Annotated in this window: 19 protein-coding genes; 8 read left to right on the top strand and 11 right to left on the bottom strand. The window is 39.7% G+C overall.

Translation table 11 applies throughout. The features are described 5' to 3' along the window. Positions 1-64: 64 nt before the first annotated feature. The 5 genes from ileS to J3U68_RS08140 all read left to right on the top strand — a co-directional run bounded on the left by ileS (position 65) and on the right by J3U68_RS08140 (position 5,928). Positions 65-2,854 carry an isoleucine--tRNA ligase gene (gene ileS, locus J3U68_RS08160; protein WP_267375975.1) on the top strand — a complete coding sequence of 930 codons (2,790 nt, stop codon included), beginning with the start codon at positions 65-67 and terminating at the stop codon, positions 2,852-2,854. 103 nt (positions 2,855-2,957) lie between these two features. Continuing rightward, on the top strand, positions 2,958-3,443 hold the full coding sequence (lspA, locus tag J3U68_RS08155) for a signal peptidase II (RefSeq protein ID WP_267375973.1): 486 nt from the start codon (positions 2,958-2,960) through the stop codon (positions 3,441-3,443). Between the two features lie 37 nt (positions 3,444-3,480). Beyond that, positions 3,481-4,422, top strand: coding sequence for a 4-hydroxy-3-methylbut-2-enyl diphosphate reductase (ispH, locus tag J3U68_RS08150; protein WP_267375972.1), 942 nt, complete (start codon positions 3,481-3,483; stop codon positions 4,420-4,422). Further along, complete coding sequence (locus J3U68_RS08145) at positions 4,419-5,129, top strand: ABC transporter ATP-binding protein (protein WP_267375970.1); 711 nt, start codon at positions 4,419-4,421, stop codon at positions 5,127-5,129. The genes ispH and J3U68_RS08145 overlap by 4 nt, the downstream gene beginning before the upstream one ends. After that, positions 5,119-5,928, top strand: coding sequence for an ABC transporter permease (locus tag J3U68_RS08140; protein WP_267375969.1), 810 nt, complete (start codon positions 5,119-5,121; stop codon positions 5,926-5,928). The genes J3U68_RS08145 and J3U68_RS08140 overlap by 11 nt, the downstream gene beginning before the upstream one ends. 185 nt (positions 5,929-6,113) lie before the next feature. Here J3U68_RS08140 and iscX read toward each other — a convergent pair whose 3' ends face one another. From iscX to J3U68_RS08090, 10 genes are all read right to left on the bottom strand, one after another. Further along, positions 6,114-6,308, bottom strand: coding sequence for a Fe-S cluster assembly protein IscX (iscX, locus tag J3U68_RS08135; protein ID WP_267375968.1), 195 nt, complete (start codon positions 6,306-6,308; stop codon positions 6,114-6,116). 67 nt (positions 6,309-6,375) lie between these two features. Next, positions 6,376-6,717, bottom strand: a complete 342-nt coding sequence (gene fdx / locus J3U68_RS08130) for an ISC system 2Fe-2S type ferredoxin (RefSeq protein ID WP_267375966.1) — start codon at positions 6,715-6,717, stop codon at positions 6,376-6,378. 72 nt (positions 6,718-6,789) lie between these two features. After that, complete coding sequence (locus J3U68_RS08125) at positions 6,790-7,416, bottom strand: glutathione S-transferase family protein (RefSeq protein ID WP_267375963.1); 627 nt, start codon at positions 7,414-7,416, stop codon at positions 6,790-6,792. Positions 7,417-7,456: 40 nt separating this feature from the next. Beyond that, positions 7,457-9,331, bottom strand: a complete 1,875-nt coding sequence (gene hscA / locus J3U68_RS08120) for a Fe-S protein assembly chaperone HscA (protein ID WP_267375960.1) — start codon at positions 9,329-9,331, stop codon at positions 7,457-7,459. Between the two features lie 82 nt (positions 9,332-9,413). Further along, entirely contained in the window at positions 9,414-9,917 is a 504-nt protein-coding gene (gene hscB, locus J3U68_RS08115; protein WP_267375958.1) for a Fe-S protein assembly co-chaperone HscB, read from the bottom strand. A gap of 160 nt (positions 9,918-10,077) precedes the next feature. Continuing rightward, entirely contained in the window at positions 10,078-10,401 is a 324-nt protein-coding gene (iscA, locus tag J3U68_RS08110) for an iron-sulfur cluster assembly protein IscA (protein WP_267376242.1), read from the bottom strand. A gap of 312 nt (positions 10,402-10,713) precedes the next feature. Further along, a complete protein-coding gene (gene iscU / locus J3U68_RS08105) occupies positions 10,714-11,097 on the bottom strand; it encodes a Fe-S cluster assembly scaffold IscU (protein ID WP_267375956.1) in 384 nt (127 codons plus the stop codon). A 108-nt stretch (positions 11,098-11,205) separates the two neighbouring features. Further along, positions 11,206-12,420, bottom strand: coding sequence for an IscS subfamily cysteine desulfurase (locus J3U68_RS08100; protein WP_267375955.1), 1,215 nt, complete (start codon positions 12,418-12,420; stop codon positions 11,206-11,208). Positions 12,421-12,453: 33 nt separating this feature from the next. Next, positions 12,454-12,921 carry a Fe-S cluster assembly transcriptional regulator IscR gene (iscR, locus tag J3U68_RS08095; protein WP_267375954.1) on the bottom strand — a complete coding sequence of 156 codons (468 nt, stop codon included), beginning with the start codon at positions 12,919-12,921 and terminating at the stop codon, positions 12,454-12,456. Positions 12,922-13,101: 180 nt separating this feature from the next. Next, positions 13,102-13,485, bottom strand: coding sequence for a winged helix-turn-helix transcriptional regulator (locus tag J3U68_RS08090; RefSeq protein WP_267375953.1), 384 nt, complete (start codon positions 13,483-13,485; stop codon positions 13,102-13,104). Positions 13,486-13,587: 102 nt separating this feature from the next. Here J3U68_RS08090 and J3U68_RS08085 point away from each other — a divergent pair, with 102 nt between their 5' ends. After that, a complete protein-coding gene (locus J3U68_RS08085) occupies positions 13,588-14,127 on the top strand; it encodes an NAD(P)H-dependent oxidoreductase (RefSeq protein WP_267375951.1) in 540 nt (179 codons plus the stop codon). A gap of 308 nt (positions 14,128-14,435) precedes the next feature. Here J3U68_RS08085 and serB read toward each other — a convergent pair whose 3' ends face one another. Further along, entirely contained in the window at positions 14,436-15,278 is an 843-nt protein-coding gene (gene serB / locus J3U68_RS08080; RefSeq protein ID WP_267376241.1) for a phosphoserine phosphatase SerB, read from the bottom strand. A 313-nt stretch (positions 15,279-15,591) separates the two neighbouring features. Here serB and J3U68_RS08075 point away from each other — a divergent pair, with 313 nt between their 5' ends. After that, entirely contained in the window at positions 15,592-17,640 is a 2,049-nt protein-coding gene (locus tag J3U68_RS08075; RefSeq protein WP_267375950.1) for an OPT family oligopeptide transporter, read from the top strand. 3,024 nt (positions 17,641-20,664) lie between these two features. After that, the gene (locus tag J3U68_RS08070; RefSeq protein WP_267375949.1) at positions 20,665-20,895 is read left to right on the top strand and encodes a hypothetical protein; all 231 of its coding nucleotides are present in this window, start codon (positions 20,665-20,667) and stop codon (positions 20,893-20,895) included. Positions 20,896-21,054 lie beyond the last annotated feature (159 nt).

The following is a 21,054-nucleotide window of genomic DNA, read 5'->3' as shown; positions in this document are numbered from 1 at the left end:
GCCTCAATGTACTGATTAATGTTTAACAAGATTATTAGATAATTATATTTTTGAAGAGAAGGTCATGACTGACTATAGTAAAACAGTAAATTTATTGGATACACCCTTTCCGATGCGCGGAAATCTGGCTAAACGCGAAGGCGGGTGGTTGCAATCTTGGTATGAACAGAGACGTTATCAGAAGTTGCGTCAGCTTGCTGCTGGTCGGCCGAAGTTTATTTTGCATGATGGCCCACCGTATGCTAATGGTGATATTCATATTGGACATGCTGTTAATAAGATTTTGAAAGATATTATTATCCGCAGTAAAACGTTGGCCGGATTTGATGCACCTTATGTGCCTGGATGGGATTGCCATGGTCTGCCGATTGAGCTGATGGTTGAAAAAAAACATGGTAAGAATATTCCGGCAGCGAAATTTCGTGAATTATGTCGTGAATATGCAGAAGAGCAGGTTGCCAAACAGAAGAAGGATTTTATGCGTTTGGGGGTGTTGGGCGACTGGGAACACCCTTATTTGACTATGGATTTTAAAACTGAAGCTGATATTGTGCGTACGCTCGGTAAAATTCAGCAACAAGGCTATTTGTATCGAGGAGAAAAACCCGTTCAGTTTTGTTTGGATTGTGGCTCTTCTTTGGCGGAAGCTGAAGTGGAATATAAGGATAAGGTTTCGTCAGCTATCGATGTCGCCTATCAGTTCAAAGACAATGCAGCTCTGGCCCACGCTTTCGGATTGAATGAAATTATTGGTGAAGCTTATGGTGTCATTTGGACCACCACTCCTTGGACATTGCCAGCCAGTCAGGCCATTTCTGTAGGGGCTGAAGTGGTTTATCAGTTGATTGATACCCCAAAAGGTAAGCTTGTATTGGCCAAAGATCTTGCTGAGGATGCTTTACAACGATACGGTTTGGATGAGGATAAAGTTGCGGTTTTGGCTGAAACAACGGGTAAAAATCTGGAAAATCTGCATCTGAATCATCCCTTTCTTGATCGTGATATTCCGATTTTATTAGGCGAGCATGTCACGACTGAAGCAGGTACTGGTTTGGTACATACAGCGCCGGCACATGGTTTGGATGATTACTTTGTGTGTTTGCGCTATGGAATCAAATTATATAACCCAGTAAATTCTGAAGGTCGATATAACAGTGATATGCCTCGGCTAGCTGGTATGACTGTGTGGGAAGGTAATTCTCACGTCATCGATTGGGTAGCTGAAGAGGATAAGTTGTTGGCAAATGGTAAGATTACCCATAGTTATGCCCATTGTTGGCGGCATAAAACGCCTCTGATTTACCGTGCTACCGGACAGTGGTTTATTGGTATGGATAAAGATGGCAGTGATGGGGAAACTTTACGTGACAAAGCCATGACGGCGGTGGAAGCCACAGAATTTTTCCCAGCGTGGGGTAGAGCGCGATTAGAAGCGATGATTGAAGGACGTCCAGATTGGGTTGTATCTCGTCAGCGTTACTGGGGCACTCCGATGGCGTTTTTTGCACATAAGGAGACCGGTGAGTTGCATCCACGTTCAGCTGAATTGCTGGAAGAGGTAGCAAAACGTATCGAACAACACGGTATTGAAGCTTGGTTTGCTCTGGATAAAACAGAACTTTTAGATGCGGCTGATGCTGAGCAATATGAAAAGTTGCCAGATACGTTGGATGTGTGGTTCGACTCGGGTAGCACGCATTATGCAGTGTTACGTCAGCGTCCAGAATTATCCTGGCCAGCTGATCTGTATCTGGAAGGTTCGGATCAACATCGAGGTTGGTTCCAGTCTTCTCTACTGACCGCTTGTGCCACTGTTGGGGCACCACCTTATAAGCAATTGCTGACGCATGGTTTTGTGGTAGATGGCAATGGTCAAAAGATGTCTAAATCCATCGGTAATGTGATCGCTCCACAAAAAGTGAATGATAGTCTGGGCGCGGACATTCTGCGTTTATGGGTTGCTTCTACTGATTATTCAGGCGAACTGGCTATTTCAGATGAAATTTTGAAACGAGTAACCGAAAGTTATCGCCGGTTGCGCAATACTTTGCGGTTTTTATTGGCTAATCTAAGCGATTTCAATCCTGCAACTGATGCTGTACCTACGGCGCAAATGTTAGAAATGGATCGCTATGCATTGATCCTGGCACAGCAATTGCAACAACGCGTTGCAGGTGATTATTATGGACGTTATGCCTTCCATTTTGCTGTACAGGATATTGTTCAGTTCTGTTCTGAAGATATGGGTGCTTTCTATCTGGATATTTTGAAAGATCGCTTGTATACCATGCAGGCCAATAGCTTAGGGCGTAGAAGCGCGCAAACAGCTCTGTATCATATTACCCGTAATTTGGTATTGCTGCTGAGCCCGATCCTATGTTTTACTGCTGAAGAAGCATGGGCAGTATTGACCGCGAGTGAAGAGGATAGTGTGCTATATCATACAATGCACATTTTCCCTGAATTAGATCAGGCGGAAATCAGTACGTTAACGCAAAAATGGTCGGCCATTCGTCAGGTGCGTGATGTGGTTAATGCAGCCATTGAACCGCTACGTGCAGATAAAAGTATTGGTTCATCACTGCAAGCTGATGTGGAATTGACTGTACCGCAAGATTTGCTGCCATTTATCTCTGCTTTGGGAGCAGAATTGCGGTTTGTGCTGATGGTCGCTCGGGTTAATGTTCAGGAAGGTGCAGAATTGAGCGCGATTATCAGTGTTGATTCAGGTAAAAAATGTGAACGTTGTTGGCATTATACTGATGATGTTGGTTCGGATCCCCAGCATCCTACCATTTGCGGACGATGTGCCACGAATGTGGATGGTAGTGGTGAGCAACGCTTATTTGCATAATCTGCTTTGAAATGATATGACTGGATTTCATTGGTCGGGTTTAATATGAATTCAGGCGTGACTGATTTTATTTGGTCACGCCTGTAATAACTTAGGTAAAGCTATGGGTAAAAAGTTGTTTATTTATGGTTTGATTATCGCATTGAGTATCATTGCGGATCAGTTATCAAAAAATTTGATTTTGCAGCATATGCAATATATGCAACGTACAGCGGTGATACCTGGATTTTTCGATTTGATTTTGGTCTACAACACCGGTGCTGCGTTCAGTTTTTTGGCAGATGCAGGTGGCTGGCAAAAATTTCTATTTATGGGATTGGCGCTGATTATTTGTGTGTATTTGCTTAAAGAGATTATCTGCGATGGATTCGGAACGGTGGGCAAGTTTGGCGCTGCGATGATCGTAGGCGGAGCGGTAGGCAATGTAATAGATCGTTTAATTCATGGTCATGTGGTTGATTTTATATTGCTTTACTACCATAATTGGTTTTATCCGGCCTTTAATATTGCGGACAGCCTGATTTGTGTTGGTGCCGTGTTGCTGGTGTTGGAGAGTTTTTTTCATCGAAAAAATAAACCTTCTGCCTGAGCAGAATAGATGAAACCAACCAGGTAACGGAAGTTGTATGAATAATAAGCGTATTTTGTTGGCCAATCCTCGTGGATTTTGTGCTGGCGTAGATCGGGCGATCAGTATTGTTGAACGTGCGTTAGCACAATTTGGCGCACCCATTTATGTGCGGCATGAAGTGGTTCATAATAAATTTGTTGTGGACAATTTGCGTAAAAAAGGTGCTGTTTTTATTGAGAATTTGGATGATGTTCCACCTCAATCGACTTTGATTTATTCGGCACACGGTGTTTCAAAGGCTGTACAGCAGGAAGCAATAGCTCGAGGGTTTCGTATTTTTGATGCCACCTGTCCTTTGGTGACGAAAGTACACAAAGAGGTGTCCCGTCTGGATGAACAAGGTTATCAGATCATTATGATTGGTCACAAAGGTCATCCGGAAGTTGAAGGAACGATGGGACAATTAGCACCGGATACGATGCTGTTGGTCGAGCGGGTGGAAGATGTAGCTGGTTTGGTGGTCAAAAATGAGGAAAAACTGGCACATGTTAGCCAGACCACGCTTTCTGTAGATGAAACCAGTGATATTATCGCGGCGTTGCAACAACGATTCCCGCTGATTAAGAGTCCGCATAAAGAAGACATCTGTTATGCAACGACGAACAGGCAGGACGCGGTAAAAAAACTGGCGGTAAGTTGTGATGTGGTTGTTGTAGTGGGTTCGCCTAATAGTTCCAATAGTAATCGGCTACGTGAAGTGGCAGCTTTATTAAATGTCGATGCTTATATGGTTGATAATGCGGATTGTTTACAACCACATTGGTTTGAAGGTAAACAACAAGTAGGAATTACAGCTGGTGCTTCAGCGCCTGAAGTGCTGGTAGATGAAGTGGTGCAGAAGATAGTTTCTTGGGGATATGCAACCGTTACTGAAAACTCTGGTGTGGAGGAAAGTATTATGTTTGTACTACCCAAAGAACTGCGTGGTTCATCATGAATGTACCCGTTTTATCTGGTGAGCGAGTCTGTCAACGTGCACATGACGATGGCAGAGTCCTTTTACAGGATACCGACTTTCAGTTAATGGCTGGAGCACGCGTGGCAATAAGCGGTGCTTCAGGGGCTGGCAAGTCGGTTTTTTTACGCACGATTTCTTTGTTGGATTTACCAGCAGCCGGAAAGCTGTTTCGCCATGGTAAGCCAGTGCATTTGGATGCCCACAGTATCAGTGAACACCGCAGTCAGATAGCCTATATCAGCCAAAAAGCGGTGCTGGTGCCGGGAACGATACGTGATAATTTGCAATTGCCATATACGCTAAATCGTTATGCGCAGCAAAAATTCAATCCCGAATATGCGCAGCATGTGTTTTCAGATTTGGGTAAAGAAAAAAACTTTCTTGAACGAGATACAGCCGATTTATCAGGTGGTGAAGCGCAACTGGTGTGCTTAATGCGCGTTTTACAGCTTAATCCGCCTGTACTGCTGCTGGATGAGCCTACCGCATCATTGGATGAAACCTCTGCACATTTCGTGCAGAAGTTGTTAAATCAGTGGCAAAGCGAAAACCCTGAAGCTGCTTATCTATGGATATCTCATAGTGAGCAGCAGGTGCAGGAAGTTGGTGATGAAGTCTGGTATTTTGATGCCGGTAAATTGACTCATACTAAACAATTGCATCAGGAGGAGCACTATGCAAGCTGATCATTATTTAAGTGTTGGCGAATTGGCTCTGGCTTCTTTGTTGATATTGATTAGTGCCGCAGTATCGTTGTGGTTGAAATTAGGTTTGACTAAGCGTATTTTAATTTCGGCTGTGCGCGCTGTGGTGCAATTGACGATAGTTGGTTTGCTGCTAAAGTGGATTTTTGCCGCTAATCAATGGTATTGGGTATTGCTGATTATTGTTGTGATGACTGTGGTAGCCGGCTTTTCAGCTCGATCACGCGGTAGTTATGTTTATCGAGGGTTAACTCGAGATGCGTTATCTTCTGTCTGGTTTGCTTCTTGGCTGACGGCTGCAGTTGGTCTTTATGCAGTTCTGCATATTAAGCCATGGTATTCTCCGCAATATGTTATCCCGATTCTGGGGATGGTTCTTGGTAACTGTTTGACCGCAGTGGCATTGTGCTTGGATCGACTGACACAAGATTTACGCCAACAGCAATCTCGGGTAGAAATGATGCTATCTTTAGGAGCAAGCGGCTGGGAAGCCTATCGAGATACCGCCCGTGCTGCTGTGGTAGCAGGGATGCTGCCTACCATTAATCAATTAAGTGTTGTTGGTCTGGTTAGCTTACCAGGCATGATTACTGGTCAGATTCTGGCCGGAGCCTCTCCTGATCAGGCGATACGTTTTCAATTATTGACCATGTTTTTGATCTGTGCAGGTTCTGCAGGTGGTTGTCTGTTATGTGCAGTATTTGTTTACCGGCATGTGTTTAATCGTTGTTGGCAGTTCTGTGGCTGGCGCTTACAACGCCGGAAAACTGAAAAGGCATAGAGAGTTAATCCTAGAGCAGATTAATCCGTGCTAATAGATTTAACAAAAGGGGATTTGTCATTTTGTTTAAGCACAGATAAGCCAGATGCAGGGTTTAGATTTTAATGAACATCCGCTATGAACATTAAAAATGAGCCAATCAACCACATTGGCTCCTAGCAGTAAATTCAATGATAGGCCGATGGTCAGACCATTTCATTAATCCACGCTTGTTGTATCGCTTCCAGTATTCTTTCACCACAATGATCGGGATCATCATCAAAATCGGGTAAAGCCAAAACTAAATCGCGTAATTGGGTGAAACGAATCTGGCTGGGGTCAATTTCTGCATGACGATCGGCCAGCTCTTCAGCAATATAATGTATGTCGGTCCATTTCATCGGCAAAATCTTTATGTAATCTTGATCACTATTTAGTTTTATACAGCATTAGGATTTAGCTACCGGATTAATGTTCTTCACGGGCATGATTAATGGTGTATTTAGGTATTTCCACGGTTATGTCGCTTTCTCCGACTCGAGCTTGACAGCTTAAGCGAGAATCTGCTTCCAGCCCCCATGCCTGATCGAGTAAATCTTCTTCCTGTTCACTTGGTTCGTTTAATGTATTATATCCTTGACGGATAAGCACATGGCAGGTGGTACAAGCGCAAGATTTTTCACAGGCATGTTCTATTTCAATATCATGCTCCAATAGTGCATCACAAATGCTGGTTCCAGTTGGAATATCTTCAAGTTCCTTTCCGTCGGGACAAAGCTGAGGATGAGGCAAAACAGTAATTTTGGGCATGTGTCTTCCGTAAATCTAAATCATACAAGCTGGCTGACAAAACAGAGAATCATTGTCAAACCATGCTCGTTATTAAAGCAAATTTTGTGTTTTTAGTGCAGCCTGAACACCAGTATCAGCTTCAATGCGTTGGTAGAATGCTGGCAGATGCTCGTACTGACTGAGATCAATTTTACAGATTTCAGCCCAGCGTAACACAACATAAATGTAAACATCAGCAATACTGATGTTGTCACCAGCCACATAGTGATGCTGAGCCAATCTGCGATTAATTGGAGCAAACATTTTAATCACATTGGCAACAGCTTTTTGAATCAGATTTTTTTGTGCTTCATCGCCATCAATCATCTTATTGGCTTTAAATATAGTCAAAAAACAAGGGTGCAAATCACTATTCGCATAAGCTATCCATTGGCGTGCTCTGGCTCGCACACGCGCATCTTTGATGGCATCTCGTCCAAAAATGCCTTGTTCAGGAACCAGATCATTAATGTAATCAAGAATGGCTAGATTTTGAGATAAATTCCAGTCGCCATCGACTAATAATGGTACTTGTCCTTGTGGATTCATGGCAAGATATTCAGCACTTTTAATCTCTTCACGACTGATTTCTATAGCTTGATAATCTAAATGACTCCATTCCAAAGCAACGTGAGGAACCAGAGCACAAGTTCCGGGTAAAAAATATAATTTCAACATAGTCGTTCTCCCTAGTTATTAGTTGAAAAAAGAGCTTTTATTATGTTTCTATATCAGTGACATTTTTACCTTGTAAGGCTCGTTGAATATTGCGATTCATTCGTTTGGCAGCAAATTCATCTGTAGCCTGACTAAGTGTATGAATGGCATTCCTGATAGTTTGTGCTTCACCAAATTGCAATTGCTTGCTGGTTTCAGCCAGAGCAGCTTGAATGATGCTTAATTCTTTATCAGTCAGGATGTCGGCATCCAGCGACAGAGCATGCTCAACTGCAGCAATGATGCTTTGTGCTTCAACTATCGCTTCGGTTCTAGCCCGTTCTATGGCATCAGCTTGGGCATTAGCAAAGCTATCTTTTAACATTTGCGTTATCGTGGTATCGTCCAATCCATAGGAAGGCTTAACTTCAATATGCGCTTGTACTCCAGAAGTTTGTTCACGAGCAGAGACCGATAATAGGCCATCTGCATCTACCTGAAAGGTGACTCGAATGCGCGCTGCACCCGCAGCCATGGGAGGAATACCGCGCAAAGTAAATTGTGCAAGACTGCGGCAGTCGCTTACCAGTTCGCGTTCACCTTGAACCACATGAATCATCATGGCCGTCTGACCGTCTTTAAAAGTGGTGAATTCCTGCGCACGGGCTGTAGGTAAGGTGCTGTTACGGGGAATGACTTTTTCTACCAGTCCCCCATAGGTTTCCAGACCTAATGATAACGGAGTGACATCCAACAACAACCATTCATCATCATTTTTATTACCCGCCAATACATTGGCTTGCATGGCTGCGCCCAAAGCCACCACTTCATCAGGATTAAGATTGTTTAATGGAGTTTGTCCAAAAAAGGTGGCCACTGCCTGTTGCACATGCAGCATGCGCGTTGCGCCGCCGACCATGATGACACCCTTGATGTCTTGTTTGGTTACATGAGCATCTCGTAATGCTTGTTTGACTGGTTCGAGGGTTTTAACCACTAATGGCTGAGTGAGTTGCTGAAAAGTCTCACGACTGACTGTTGTTGAGATTGCCAAACCGGTAGATAAGGTTGCAGTTATTGTAGCGGTGGTTTGAGAGGTTAATTTTTCTTTGGCTTCTCTACATAGTGATTGTAATAATGCGCTATCTTGTGCCGGCAGCTGTGATAGGCTGTTGTGTTCCAGTAGCCAGCAAAATAACCGTTGATCAAAATCATCTCCACCTAAGGCACTATTCCCATTGGTTGCTTTGACTTCAAATAATCCGCGACTTAAAGCCAGAACAGAAACGTCAAAGGTGCCACCCCCCAGATCGTATACGACGAAAGTGCCTTCTGACGCATTATCCAGACCATAAGCAATAGCAGCGGCTGTAGGTTCATTTAGTAGGCGTAAAACATGTATGCCGGCCAGGCGAGCAGCATCTTTAGTGGCCTGGCGTTGTGCATCATCAAAATAAGCCGGTACGGTAATCACAGCACCAGCCAGTTCTCCACCTAACGATTCTTCGGCACGGGCTTGTAAAACTTGCAGAATTTTTGCCGAAACATCAATCGGGGTAATATCGCCAGCGCGAGTATGAATGTGAATAATCCGTTCATCATTGCCAAATTTATACGGCAAATATCTGATCTCGTCGTCAGCTTGAATATCATTTAGAGTACGACCAATCATGCGCTTAGCGGAACTAATAGTATTAACCGGATCGGTTCGCTGAGCTTGCAGGGCGAGATTACCCACTTGTACTGAGCCATCAGGCAGATAACGCACTACTGATGGCAGGATAACCTGACCCTGCTCATCTGGAAGGCATTCAGCATGTCCATTGCGTACCGTAGCCACTAAACTATTGGTGGTGCCTAAATCGATACCAACTGCCCGTCGTTGTTGATGAGGAGCAGGGGATAATCCGGGTTCGGAAATTTGCAATAAAGCCATAATCTGAATCTTGTCTGAATTTTTTTAACATTAATCAATAGCCAATAATCTTCACGAATTAACGGATTGAATAATTTATGGTTTAGGGTAAAGCGTGTGAAATTTCTGCCTGTAATTTAGTCAGAAAACGACCTTGACGAACCAACTCTGCCGCCGGCTCTAATTGATTGTTAACAAATGCAGTATTTAATTGACTCAGCAATTGCTGCAAAGATAGCTGAATCGTGTCTGCGAGGTTTTTTAAAGCTGTTTTATCGCCAGATTGCTGAGCTTCTGCAAGATCTTCACGCCATTGCATTTGTTGCATTAAAAATTCTGCTGGAAAACGTGTGTGTTCAGGCGCATCAGCGTTAATGCCCTTTTGTTGCAATAAGTAGGCTGCGCGATCTAAAGGCTGGCTGAGAATCCGGTAAGCTTCATTGATCGTTGCTGTCATCAACATGGCTTGTTTCTGTTCAAATGCACTTTTAGCAGCAAATCTATCGGGATGGCATTGCGCCGCCAATGCACGGTAATTGTCTTCCAGTTTGACTTGATCAACGAAAAACTGCTCGGGTAACTGAAAAAGTGCAAAATATTGATTCATGGTAAATCTTCATCAAAACAGCATGATAGGAGAAGCTGACTCAAAGCACATTGGGCATTCTAGCGCTAAAAATTGAGTCATATATCACTCTAATGACATCAAAATAAATCACCATAGCCATAACTGATCTTCATCAGTCCTATAACGGGACATGACGGCATCAGACGTGAAAACTTTCTCCACATCCACATTCGTCTTTAGCATTGGGATTAGCAAATTTAAATCCTTCTTGCAATCCCTCTTTGACAAAATCCAGCTCTGTTCCATCCAAATAGACATGACTTTTAGGATCTACAAATACCCGGACGCCATGTTGCTCAAACATCATATCTTCTGGCAGAATCTGATCCACAAATTCTAAAGTATAGGCCATACCTGAGCAGCCACTGTTTTTAACCCCGAGACGAATACCTTCACCTTTACCTCGTTTGGTTAAAAAATTGCTGATATGTTGTGCAGCCTTTTCAGTTAGAGAAATCATAATTGGTTCCATCTTATCAATTTTATTCAATCGAATGCATTGGGTTCGGAAGATTGAATAACATCATTATATCGTTTAAAACGGCGTATATATGCATGCATAAACAATCGCCGGCAAGCTATTTTTTCGGCACAGCTATTACAAAAATAGCTGATAATTTTGTTTGGGTATGAGTCCGATTCAATAAAGGTACTACATTCCAGACATAATTTCTGCTGTGTCTGATACATCATTGGTGTTCAACTACTTAATCTTGATTGGTGTGTTCTTAATGATTTTATTATATATTTTAAATATTAAACTTCATCATCGTTGTTATTCATCGTGCTTTTTTCGATAATCGGCAACAGCTGCCTTAATGGCATCTTCAGCTAGAATCGAACAATGAATTTTAACTGGAGGTAAGGCCAGTTCTTCAGCTATAGCACTATTTTTAATCGCCAACGCTTCATCCAAACTTTTACCCTTAACCCATTCTGTGATCAAACTGGAAGAGGCAATAGCAGAACCACAGCCGTAAGTTTTGAACTTGGCATCTTCAATAATGCCATTCTCACTAACCTTGATTTGTAACTTCATTACGTCACCACAGGCAGGAGCACCTACCATACCAGTGCCTACACTTTGATCACTTTTTTCAAAAGAGCCGACATTGCGGGGGTTTTCATAATGATCAATAACTTTATCGCTATAGGCCATAAAAGCGTTCCTTATATATTTTTGTCATTTCTGGCTGTCATGATAACAGCCGTTCACTGCCTTTCTTAACCCGATTGGGCAGTTATCAACCGGGCAGGGGGTTGCTAATCAGTGAGCAGCCCATTCCACCGTACTCAGATCAATGCCTTCTTCATGCATTTCCCATAACGGCGACAATTCGCGTAACTTATCAATTTTAGACTTAATTAAATTAGCAGCATAATCCACTTCTTCTACAGTAGTGAATCGTCCAAAAGTAATGCGCAATGAACTGTGAGCAAGCTCATCATTGCGTCCCAAAGCCCGCAAGACATAACTAGGCTCTAAACTGGCAGAAGTACAGGCCGAACCACTGGAAACCGCAATATCCTTAACGGCCATAATCAGAGATTCACCCTCTACAAAGTTAAAACTGATATTGAGATTCTGATAGACCCGATGATCCATATCGCCATTAATATAAACTTCTTTGACATCCTTAATCGCGTTCAGAAAACGATCTCGTAATAGCTTGGCATGCGCATTATCCTGTTGCATTTCCAACCGAGCCAATCGAAAAGCCTCACCCATACCAACAATCTGATGCGTTGGTAATGTACCTGAGCGGAAGCCACGTTCATGGCCGCCACCATGCATTTGCGCATTCAAACGTACGCGCGGTTTACGTCGTACATATAATGCACCAATTCCTTTAGGGCCATAAGTTTTATGTGCTGACATGCTCAATAAGCCAATATGATTGGCTTTGACATCGATAGCAACTTTTCCGGTAGCTTGTGCGGCATCAACATGAAAGATGATGCCATGTTCTTCACAAATCGCACCGATCGCAGCAATATCCTGAATCACTCCGATCTCATTATTTACCCACATCACACTGACCAAAGTGGTATCAGGGCGAATGGCCGCTTTCAATTCATCCAAATCAAGCAAACCATTTTCCTGTACCCCAAGATAGCTGACTTCAAAACCTTCACGTTCCAGTTCACGCATCGTGTCCAAAACAGCTTTATGTTCGGTTTTTAACGTGATTAAGTGTTTACCTTTGCTGGCGTAGAATTGAGCAGCACCTTTAATGGCCAAGTTATCCGATTCAGTTGCACCAGAGGTAAAAATAATTTCCTTAGAATCGGCTCCTATTAAAGTGGCAATCTCATTCCGGGCATTTTCCACGGCTTCTTCTGCAGTCCAGCCAAAACTGTGACTGTTAGAAGCTGGATTACCAAAGACCTCGGTTAAATAAGGTATCATTTTTTCAGCTACACGAGGATCAACAGGTGTAGTAGCAGAATAATCCAAATAAATTGGTAGTTTTACAGTCATAATTGTGTTCTCTAAAAATATCTATCAGCTCATTCAATGCAGGCTGACTAATGTTACAGCCTGCTCATGGCTGGCGTTTTGATCATTATTAAGTCGGTGCTCATGCTGATTTAGAATACATTGCAAAGAAATATTACGCAGATAGCTATCAATGGTCTTATTCAAATTAGTCCATAAATCATGTGTCAGACAGGGTGTACCAGACTGACAGTCGGCATGACCGCCACACTGAGTGGCATCCAGCATATCTTCAGCAGCCGCGATAATGTCGGCTATATTAATTTGCGCCGCATTCTGACTAAGAACGTAGCCACCTCCTGGTCCTCGAATGCTTTCCACCAAACCAGCACGCCTCAATTTGCCAAATAATTGTTCCAAATAAGATAAGGAAATTTGCTGGCGTTCACTGATGGCCGTCAGGTTGACCGCACCACATTGCGAATGCATGGCTAGATCCAGCATAGCAATAACAGCGAAGCGCCCCTTAGTGGTTAAACGCATGACAAAACCCGCATTAGAATGACAATACTTAAATTATCTAATACCCGACAATTTTAGTCAACTTTATTCATGGCTAAATCAAGCAATTATCTCAGAGCTGGCACCAACGAAAATGCCAGGTTTAGCTTTAAAACCTATCCGTTCAAATCACTAACACAAATGATGACCACAATGCGGCGATCATCCATGATTTGTAGTTTTAATCATTGACCCATCTTCATGGTTAATCTTTTTAGCCCAGTCACTCAGCGCCAGCAGAATGGGGCTGAGTAATTGCCCCTTCTCAGTCAATGCATAGCTGACATGTACCGGTGGTTTGTCACCTTTCACCGTTCGGGATATCAGTTCATCTTTTTCCAACTGTTTAAGCTGCAAACTTAAGGTCATTTCAGTGATATCCGGCATACTTTTTTTAAGTTCACTAAACCTTTTAGGCTGATTGAGTAAATAATAAAGAATCACACCTTTCCATTTACCCCCAATCAAATTCATGGCCATACTGATACTGCAATGATAGTGTTTACCTTGATAGGTAATCGCGCAAGGATTAGTTGTATGCATCATAATGATCCAACTCTCATATCTGATAGTTATAGCTATTTTTTTAAATTTTACTATACTTATTTGAGTAGATAAAAAATTGATAGTGTATTTAGGAAAACAACTATGACTTTAATGATTTTGGCGCATCCTGATTTCAACAATTCCACAGCCAATAAAACCATCTCTGAAGCTTTAGCCGTCAAATTGCCTGATATGGAAATCAGAAATATTCATGCTTTATACCCTGATTATCAAATAAATAGGAATGCCGAACAGCAGGCATTACTCAGACATAAATTGATTATTCTGCAATATCCAATGTACTGGTTTAATATGCCCGCCATCTTAAAAATTTGGTTTGAACAGGTGTTTACTTATCAGTTTGCCTATGGCTCGCAAGGAGACAAGCTGAAAAATAAAAAAATGCTGGTCAGTATGACCGTTGGACAGCCAGAAATCAATTTCCAGAAAGAAAATCATTCTCTTATGGATGATTTTTTACAACCAGTGAAACATTCGGCGGAGTATAGCCAAATGAATTATCTTGGCTATTCTGCCTTATATGGTGTTTCTCCGGTATTGGATAAGACACCAAAAATGATAGCCATTGAAGCCGAGAATTATAGTCACGATTTATTTAATCTGATTGTGAAAAACGGCTAACAACGAAAAGCTTTTCTGTCATCAAAAAGGCCTGAATTGGTTCAGGCCTGATCAGTCGAAGTTTCTAACTGCGAACTAACTTTTAGACTGGGAAACTTATTGGTTACTGTCCTGTCTGTGATTGGTCTTATCAAAACCAAATTATTTGGCTATGGTTACCACCAACATTGCTTAGCATAACGCACATCAACCTCTTATTGCGTGCGCAAATTCTCAATATCGGCACAAACCCCATACCATCAGTAATACTATATATCCCAGCAAAGAAAACGCATTTTTGCTTGGTCAGTATTTTCAGACACCACGCTTTAGCGAAACCATTTTCGTATTGTATCCAGACCACCAAAGCGGACGTTTATGCTGGTTGCAGCCTGTGTTTTTGGTTTGGCATGATAAGCCACCCCCAATCCTGCCAGCTGTAACATCGGGATATCATTGGCGCCATCTCCCATTGCCAACACTTGTGATTTTTTTAGTCCTAATTTGTTGGAATACTCAGCCAATAAATCTGCTTTAGCATGAGCATCGATAATGCGGCCGGTCAGCTCACCAGTTAAAACCTCGTTTTTAATCATCAACTGATTAGCATAAGCGTAATCCAGCCCATATTGCTGTTTTAACCGTTCGGTAAAATAAGTAAACCCGCCTGATACCAGCATAAATTTAACCCCGTGTTCACGACATTGCTGTAACAGCCATTTTGCACCCGGTGATAATTGCAAAACCTGATCGTATACACGTTGTAATTCAGTAATGGATAACCCTTTTAACAATGACACCCGCGCCCGTAATGATTGTTCGAAATCAATTTCACCACGCATGGAACGTTCTGTTATAGCGGTAACCTCAGATTGCAACCCCACACCGGCAGCGATTTCGTCGATACATTCAATCGTGATCAAAGTTGAATCCATATCACTAACAATCAGTCCCAAATCAGCAAAAGCCATATCGGGTAAAACAGCAAAATCAATTTGTTGTTGAATTAACTGTTTTTCAGTCGCGGCATCTAAACAAAAACCAGCATTTACAGGTAATCGAAGAACCGATTGATCAAAACTATAGTTATCAGAAAGGGTTAATACACCTTGCAAACCATTTAAATGGCAACGAGGTAAATTGGCGTGCTGTAAAACCAGAACATAGCTCATGACAAATACAGTATTCAAAAAACATGCAGTATAGAGACCAACGTCTAAGCGCACAACTGCTTAAATTGCAGCAATAAAAGGTGATAAAAACAAAATAGTTGGCATAAATTACCCATAAAATTTGTTTATAAGCCCCTCAATCAACGAAAAAATGATATATTTAGAAGTTATACACAAAATATAATGAATAAAAACTCTTTTTTATTTCATTATTACCTTTTGTCCAAAACTGCGTTCATAAAATTAAATTCAACATCCAGAATGAGCAATATATTTGCTATTATTCATGGACGCATCTTTATGGAGTTAATAAATGCAACAACCTTCAACCACCTCATCGTCGGTGGATCATTACCGTGAACTAACCCTACGCGGCATGATTCTAGGTGCCTTGATCACAGTCATATTTACAGCATCTAATGTTTATTTAGGACTAAAAGTTGGACTGACATTTGCTTCTTCTATTCCGGCAGCGGTTATTTCCATGGCGGTTTTGAAGTGTTTTCAGGGTTCCAATATATTGGAAAACAACATGGTGCAGACACAGGCATCTGCAGCCGGCACCTTGTCTTCCATCATATTCGTCTTGCCTGGTTTACTGATGATTGGTTATTGGCAGGGCTTTCCGTTCTGGCAAACTACCCTTATCTGTGCTGCTGGTGGGATCTTAGGGGTCATCTTCACCATCCCGCTGCGTCATGTACTGGTTGTCAAAAGTACTTTGCCCTATCCTGAGGGCATAGCAGCCGCAGAAATCCTTAAAGCTGGTGACCATAACCAGCCCATAGAAGATACCAATGATGGCGAAACCCCACAAAGTGGCGTGAAACAAATCCTGACTGGTTCGATAATCTCAGGGGTTTTTAGCTTTTTAGCCGGTGGTCTGCGCGTAATCAGTGAAAGCGCTAGTTATTGGTTTAAAGTTGGCGGAGCCATTTTTCAGATACCAATGGGTTTCTCATTAGCCTTATTGGGTGCAGGATGGTTAGTGGGTATTGCCGGTGGTATCGCGGTTTTATTCGGTATGTTTATAGCTTGGGGCATCGCCGTACCTATTTTCACCAGCTTAACCCCTATGCCGGCCGGTGTTGAAATGATTGATTTTGCCAAAGGCATCTGGACAGCTAAAGTAAAATTCATCGGGGCTGGTGCTATTGCTGTAGCGGCAATTTGGACTTTACTGACTCTGTTTAAACCGATGTTAGAAGGCATGAAATTGTCTTTTCAGGCATTCAGTGGTAATGGACAGCAAAGCCAGTCACAAGATAGAGTTAATCAGGATTTATCACCTAAAACCATGATCCTGATTATTTTGGCTACCATGATCATCTTATTAGCCACCTTTTACGGCTTTGTAGCCAGCGCACCCATTTCCGTTGGTTTGGCGTGTGCGCTAGTGGCGTGTGCGACCTTCTTAGCGTTTATAATCGGCTTTTTGGTGGCTGCTGCCAGCGGTTATATGGCTGGTTTGATTGGTTCTTCTTCTAGTCCGATTTCCAGTATTGGTATTGTGTCAATTGTGATTATCTCTTTGATATTCATGGCAATTGGACAATCAAATGGCGTGTTCTCACTAGAAGGTGGTAATCAGTTTATGACCGCTCTAGCCTTGTTTACCGCTGCTGTGGTGATGGCCATTGCCACCATTTCCAATGATAACTTGCAGGATTTGAAAACCGGTTACTTAGTGGAAGCCACACCTTGGCGTCAACAAGTTGCCTTAATTATTGGTTGTATCGTTGGCGCTATCGTTATTTCTCCCGTTTTAGAGTTGTTGTATAACGCTTATGGTTTTACCGGCGCTATGCCAAGAGCGGGTATGGATTCAGCCAATGCTTTGTCTGCACCACAGGCGACCCTAATGACAACCATTGCTACCGGAATTTTCTCGCATAATCTTGATTGGGATTATATTGGCATGGGTGTCATTCTTGGCGTGATGTTGATCATCTTAGATATAGTGGTTAAACGTGTACGTCCTGGATGCTGTGTTCCTCCACTGGCCGTAGGCATGGGCATCTATTTGCCAGCTGCCGTTAATATGCCTATTTTCATTGGTACCGTTCTATCCTATTTCTGCATGCGTCATATCAAAAAACGTTACTCAGATCCGCAAGTACAAGAACGTGAACTCAAAGCAGTGGATCGCCGTGGTACATTGCTGGCTGCTGGTTTAATCGTAGGCGAAAGTATCATTGGCGTCTTGTTAGCGATGGTGATTGTGGGTTCCATCGCTTTAGGCAAAGGTGAATCACCGTTAACCATTAGTCTATCTAACTGGGATGAAATGGCCGATTTGCTTGGTCTGGCCTTATTTATAGCAGCAATCGTCATTTTGTTACGGAAAATCATGAAAAAATAAGTTTGTTTTTTCATCAAAACAGCACTTAATAAGTGCTGTTTTTTTATGTAAATTGCAAATTGAAAACCGTGTTCAAACAGAATAAAACCAGTTTTTTGAAAATAAAATAAAAGATTTCAGATCGACTAATTAATTTGAATAATACTTATTAGTTTTAATTAATAAGTATCGCAAAATAATTCGTGTGCCAATAAATCTTTTATGATTATTTTAAAAATTAAACTAAATTTATTATTGAGAATTTTACTAAATTTGAAGGTGATTCTTCAAATAGTCGGGATGATTAATAGTGCATAATATGTTATTGCAAAGGGAAAAAATTTTTAACCATTGAAGATGAATGCTTTTTAATCAAATATAGATGTAGGAAAAATGTCTCTATTCAGTCTTTATTAATATGTACCGTGTAACTTTAGTGAAGTTTTAGATTAAATCGGTTCTAAGGCAAAAGGAAATACCAAATCATAAAATCTATAGAAAATACCTTAAACTATTCTTGAATTTAAAGTAAAGCTCAAGACAAAAATAAATTTATCAATATCTGGTATACTGACATGGATTTAAAAACATTGATGCTGCTGGGGACTGGCTATGGTCGCCAGACGTGAGTTACACATGTCAAAGTGGAAAGCTTTTCTAAATTAAAAAAAGAATAAATTATTCTGAATAAATACCTAAATAGAAAAAAAATGTAAATAAATTTGTATTGAATATTTTTATGTGCTATTATAAATTTAAATGACAGGGAAATAATTTTAAATGATTAAAAGTTAATTTCCCTAAATTATGAATTGGCCAAATTTACGGGCACAAACAACTTATATTTATAAACGTTTTGGAGACATTACCTTTATTAATTTATAATTATATAGCATCTTACACGACATTTACATAATGCTATAACCATTATTTGGTCAAATGATCAAATCAGAGACATAGTCTCAAAATAAGTCTATACGGTGGAAAAAACAATCTGTGTTTTAAAATGCAAATTTATTGGAGAATAAGCAAATGGTCAAAAGCAAAGGATTCATTTTTAGATTTAAAATCTGTACTGAACATTAATCTTAAGGTGTTAGCAATAAAATTAAGAACTTAAACTAAGGGAATATTTTTTTGGAGCGGTTTTTATTGTTGATATATGGGATAATAATTTCTGGTACTCTCTAAATGCAAGATTTGTCGGAGGAAAAGTTAAAAAATCCACTTTACAATAACGTAATGGATGAAGGAATACCGATAATCTGCCCTTTGAGGGTTATATAAAAGAAATATGCGCAAACTTGTTATACAACAAATTATTTCTTAAAACAAATTTTAAAGATAAAAATTTATTATAGCTAATGGCTTTAATTCATCTTGAGAAGGAGATATTAGGTTCAAACTATGAGGATTAGAGTCTATTTCCTCCTTATTCATTGGGTTTATCTGATTGTGCAGTAAGAAATGTCTTAAGGTATTTAATAATGCATTTACATTAGAAGGTATCTGCAGGCTGAATTAACAGTGAAGAAAATTTAGAGTTATTAAAATGGAAAGTAAATAATGATAAAACAATGATAAAAACTACTTAGATTTTTATAGAATATCATTAAATATAATAAATTAGCATACGCTAAAATAGCAGAAAATATCTTAAACAGACTGATCAAAATTACTTATCAAAAGTGAACAGAATGAAATCAAATTCTTTTTGTTTGCAAAATAGGAATGTTTGGACGAAGAAATATTGTTTAAAAAGCATATTGAAAAAGGAGAAAAAATGATCAAATAGCAAAAAATATCTCAAGTTAAGTTTTTAATAATTAAGCAACATTGGATTAAACAATTCAACTGTTTTTATTGATACACATTTTATAAGGCGTTAAGAATGGCTTTTTTCTCAGTTACAGCACGAAATGGTAATAAATCTCTTATCAACGGTAATATGGTAAATAAAGTAATTGATTATGGTCAATATCGAACAATATATCAAGGCAGTGATAACAATTACTATGATGTTCGAGAGACATTGGCTAGTATACAAAACGAATTAAAGAAATAATGGCGAATTTTTTTCAGCTAATCAGTATGAGAGTAATCTAAAAGTTTTATAGTTTTTAGCCATATGCAATGATACAAATTTTATATCCTTCTCAAATTAAGGTATCTGTACATTGAATTTTCTCTCTCTATTTGGTAAATCATATCTTGACAATATAGAAATTTTTCAGCATTTTTTATTGCTTGAAACAGATAATCAATGAGTTAGGGAGTAAGAATGAGATTACCAAAAAATGCTTTAAACATATAAAATTAAAAAATTATATTTTGAAATCAATGATTCCGTATAATTTTTGGTAAAAGATTCAATTTTTTTTGCTGCACTCGTCATTAATTGTCGGTGCAGCATTTTATACTTTTTTATTCTCGGCACTTTTATAATTATGCTGCTTGTGCATGTAAAACTATATAATAAATGAAATGAATGATATATAAATGCTAAATTAATATTATTATTTTGTAATATACGCAAACTAAATGAATAAATGCGAAGTTCTTTGTAAACAGGTGAATATTAGTTATAGATATCTTTTTCAAAACTATAGAGAGTTATAGTTCGATTTTAATTATTCTATTTTATTAATCTCCTTTTTAGTTGATTGATTAGATAATAATTTTTAATTGTTCACGAATATATCCACAAATTCATATAATCAATTATATCCATTATCGAACAAAATATTTTTCATATTCGCATGATGCCAAAGTTAAGTCATCTATTATTTGTAATTTTTAAATTTTTACTAAGTAACTCAATAATAAAATTTAACTGATTTTCCAAAAGGTTATAGCAGAAGAATTATTTTGAAAAATAACTTTTTTGTTTTTTAAAACGTTGGTTTTAATTGAAGGAAGAAATTTAAATTAGTTTGATGCTTTACAAATTGATAATATAATATTTTAAACGCTTTAAAAAATATACATTATTTATCATCTATGTTATTATTCTGAAAATTAACTAGAAAAAAAGGAGTAAATACTATGCCAAAAAATATTCATACTATTTGTATCCTAATGCTGGTGTTTTTTTCTGTAAGCAGCGCCTATTCCTATACGCCGTCTCAGTTTGATAAAATTAGCTTAAAACAAAACTGTCAGAGAGAATTAAACTCGTCATTTAGAGATATGGCCGGAACTCCTAGCTGCGATAAATTAAAAAAAATTGAACTTGAAGAAAAACAGCCATCTTATAAAGTAAAGCTTGAACAATAATTACTTAATTGGTGCATCGGTTTCTTCAACAGCAGTGTGATTAAATTCATTGAGTGATTAATCTTAAAGATAGTCTTATTTTTTATCATTAATTTGGAAGCAGCTTCCTAGTTTGATATGCTAAGATTTTTATTACAATTGTCATTGAAGATTATTTTC

The sequence above is a fragment of the Snodgrassella sp. B3882 genome, from assembly GCF_026535915.1.
In the GTDB taxonomy this organism is placed as follows: domain Bacteria; phylum Pseudomonadota; class Gammaproteobacteria; order Burkholderiales; family Neisseriaceae; genus Snodgrassella.
The sequence above is the reverse complement of the archived record's forward strand: the minus strand, read 5'-3'. Positions and strand labels throughout refer to the sequence as shown.

Coding starts and splice junctions, on each gene's coding strand:
- J3U68_RS08100 (WP_267375955.1), bottom strand. CDS start 12,420: ATGACTGTAAAACTACCAATTTATTTGGATTATTCTGCTACTACACCT.
- J3U68_RS08070 (WP_267375949.1), top strand. CDS start 20,665: ATGCCAAAAAATATTCATACTATTTGTATCCTAATGCTGGTGTTTTTT.
- J3U68_RS08085 (WP_267375951.1), top strand. CDS start 13,588: ATGACTTTAATGATTTTGGCGCATCCTGATTTCAACAATTCCACAGCC.
- J3U68_RS08140 (WP_267375969.1), top strand. CDS start 5,119: ATGCAAGCTGATCATTATTTAAGTGTTGGCGAATTGGCTCTGGCTTCT.
- iscX (WP_267375968.1), bottom strand. CDS start 6,308: ATGAAATGGACCGACATACATTATATTGCTGAAGAGCTGGCCGATCGT.
- iscU (WP_267375956.1), bottom strand. CDS start 11,097: ATGGCCTATAGCGATAAAGTTATTGATCATTATGAAAACCCCCGCAAT.
- ispH (WP_267375972.1), top strand. CDS start 3,481: ATGAATAATAAGCGTATTTTGTTGGCCAATCCTCGTGGATTTTGTGCT.
- J3U68_RS08125 (WP_267375963.1), bottom strand. CDS start 7,416: ATGTTGAAATTATATTTTTTACCCGGAACTTGTGCTCTGGTTCCTCAC.
- J3U68_RS08145 (WP_267375970.1), top strand. CDS start 4,419: ATGAATGTACCCGTTTTATCTGGTGAGCGAGTCTGTCAACGTGCACAT.
- lspA (WP_267375973.1), top strand. CDS start 2,958: ATGGGTAAAAAGTTGTTTATTTATGGTTTGATTATCGCATTGAGTATC.
- ileS (WP_267375975.1), top strand. CDS start 65: ATGACTGACTATAGTAAAACAGTAAATTTATTGGATACACCCTTTCCG.
- iscR (WP_267375954.1), bottom strand. CDS start 12,921: ATGCGTTTAACCACTAAGGGGCGCTTCGCTGTTATTGCTATGCTGGAT.
- serB (WP_267376241.1), bottom strand. CDS start 15,278: ATGAGCTATGTTCTGGTTTTACAGCACGCCAATTTACCTCGTTGCCAT.
- fdx (WP_267375966.1), bottom strand. CDS start 6,717: ATGCCCAAAATTACTGTTTTGCCTCATCCTCAGCTTTGTCCCGACGGA.
- hscA (WP_267375960.1), bottom strand. CDS start 9,331: ATGGCTTTATTGCAAATTTCCGAACCCGGATTATCCCCTGCTCCTCAT.
- J3U68_RS08075 (WP_267375950.1), top strand. CDS start 15,592: ATGCAACAACCTTCAACCACCTCATCGTCGGTGGATCATTACCGTGAA.
- hscB (WP_267375958.1), bottom strand. CDS start 9,917: ATGAATCAATATTTTGCACTTTTTCAGTTACCCGAGCAGTTTTTCGTT.
- J3U68_RS08090 (WP_267375953.1), bottom strand. CDS start 13,485: ATGATGCATACAACTAATCCTTGCGCGATTACCTATCAAGGTAAACAC.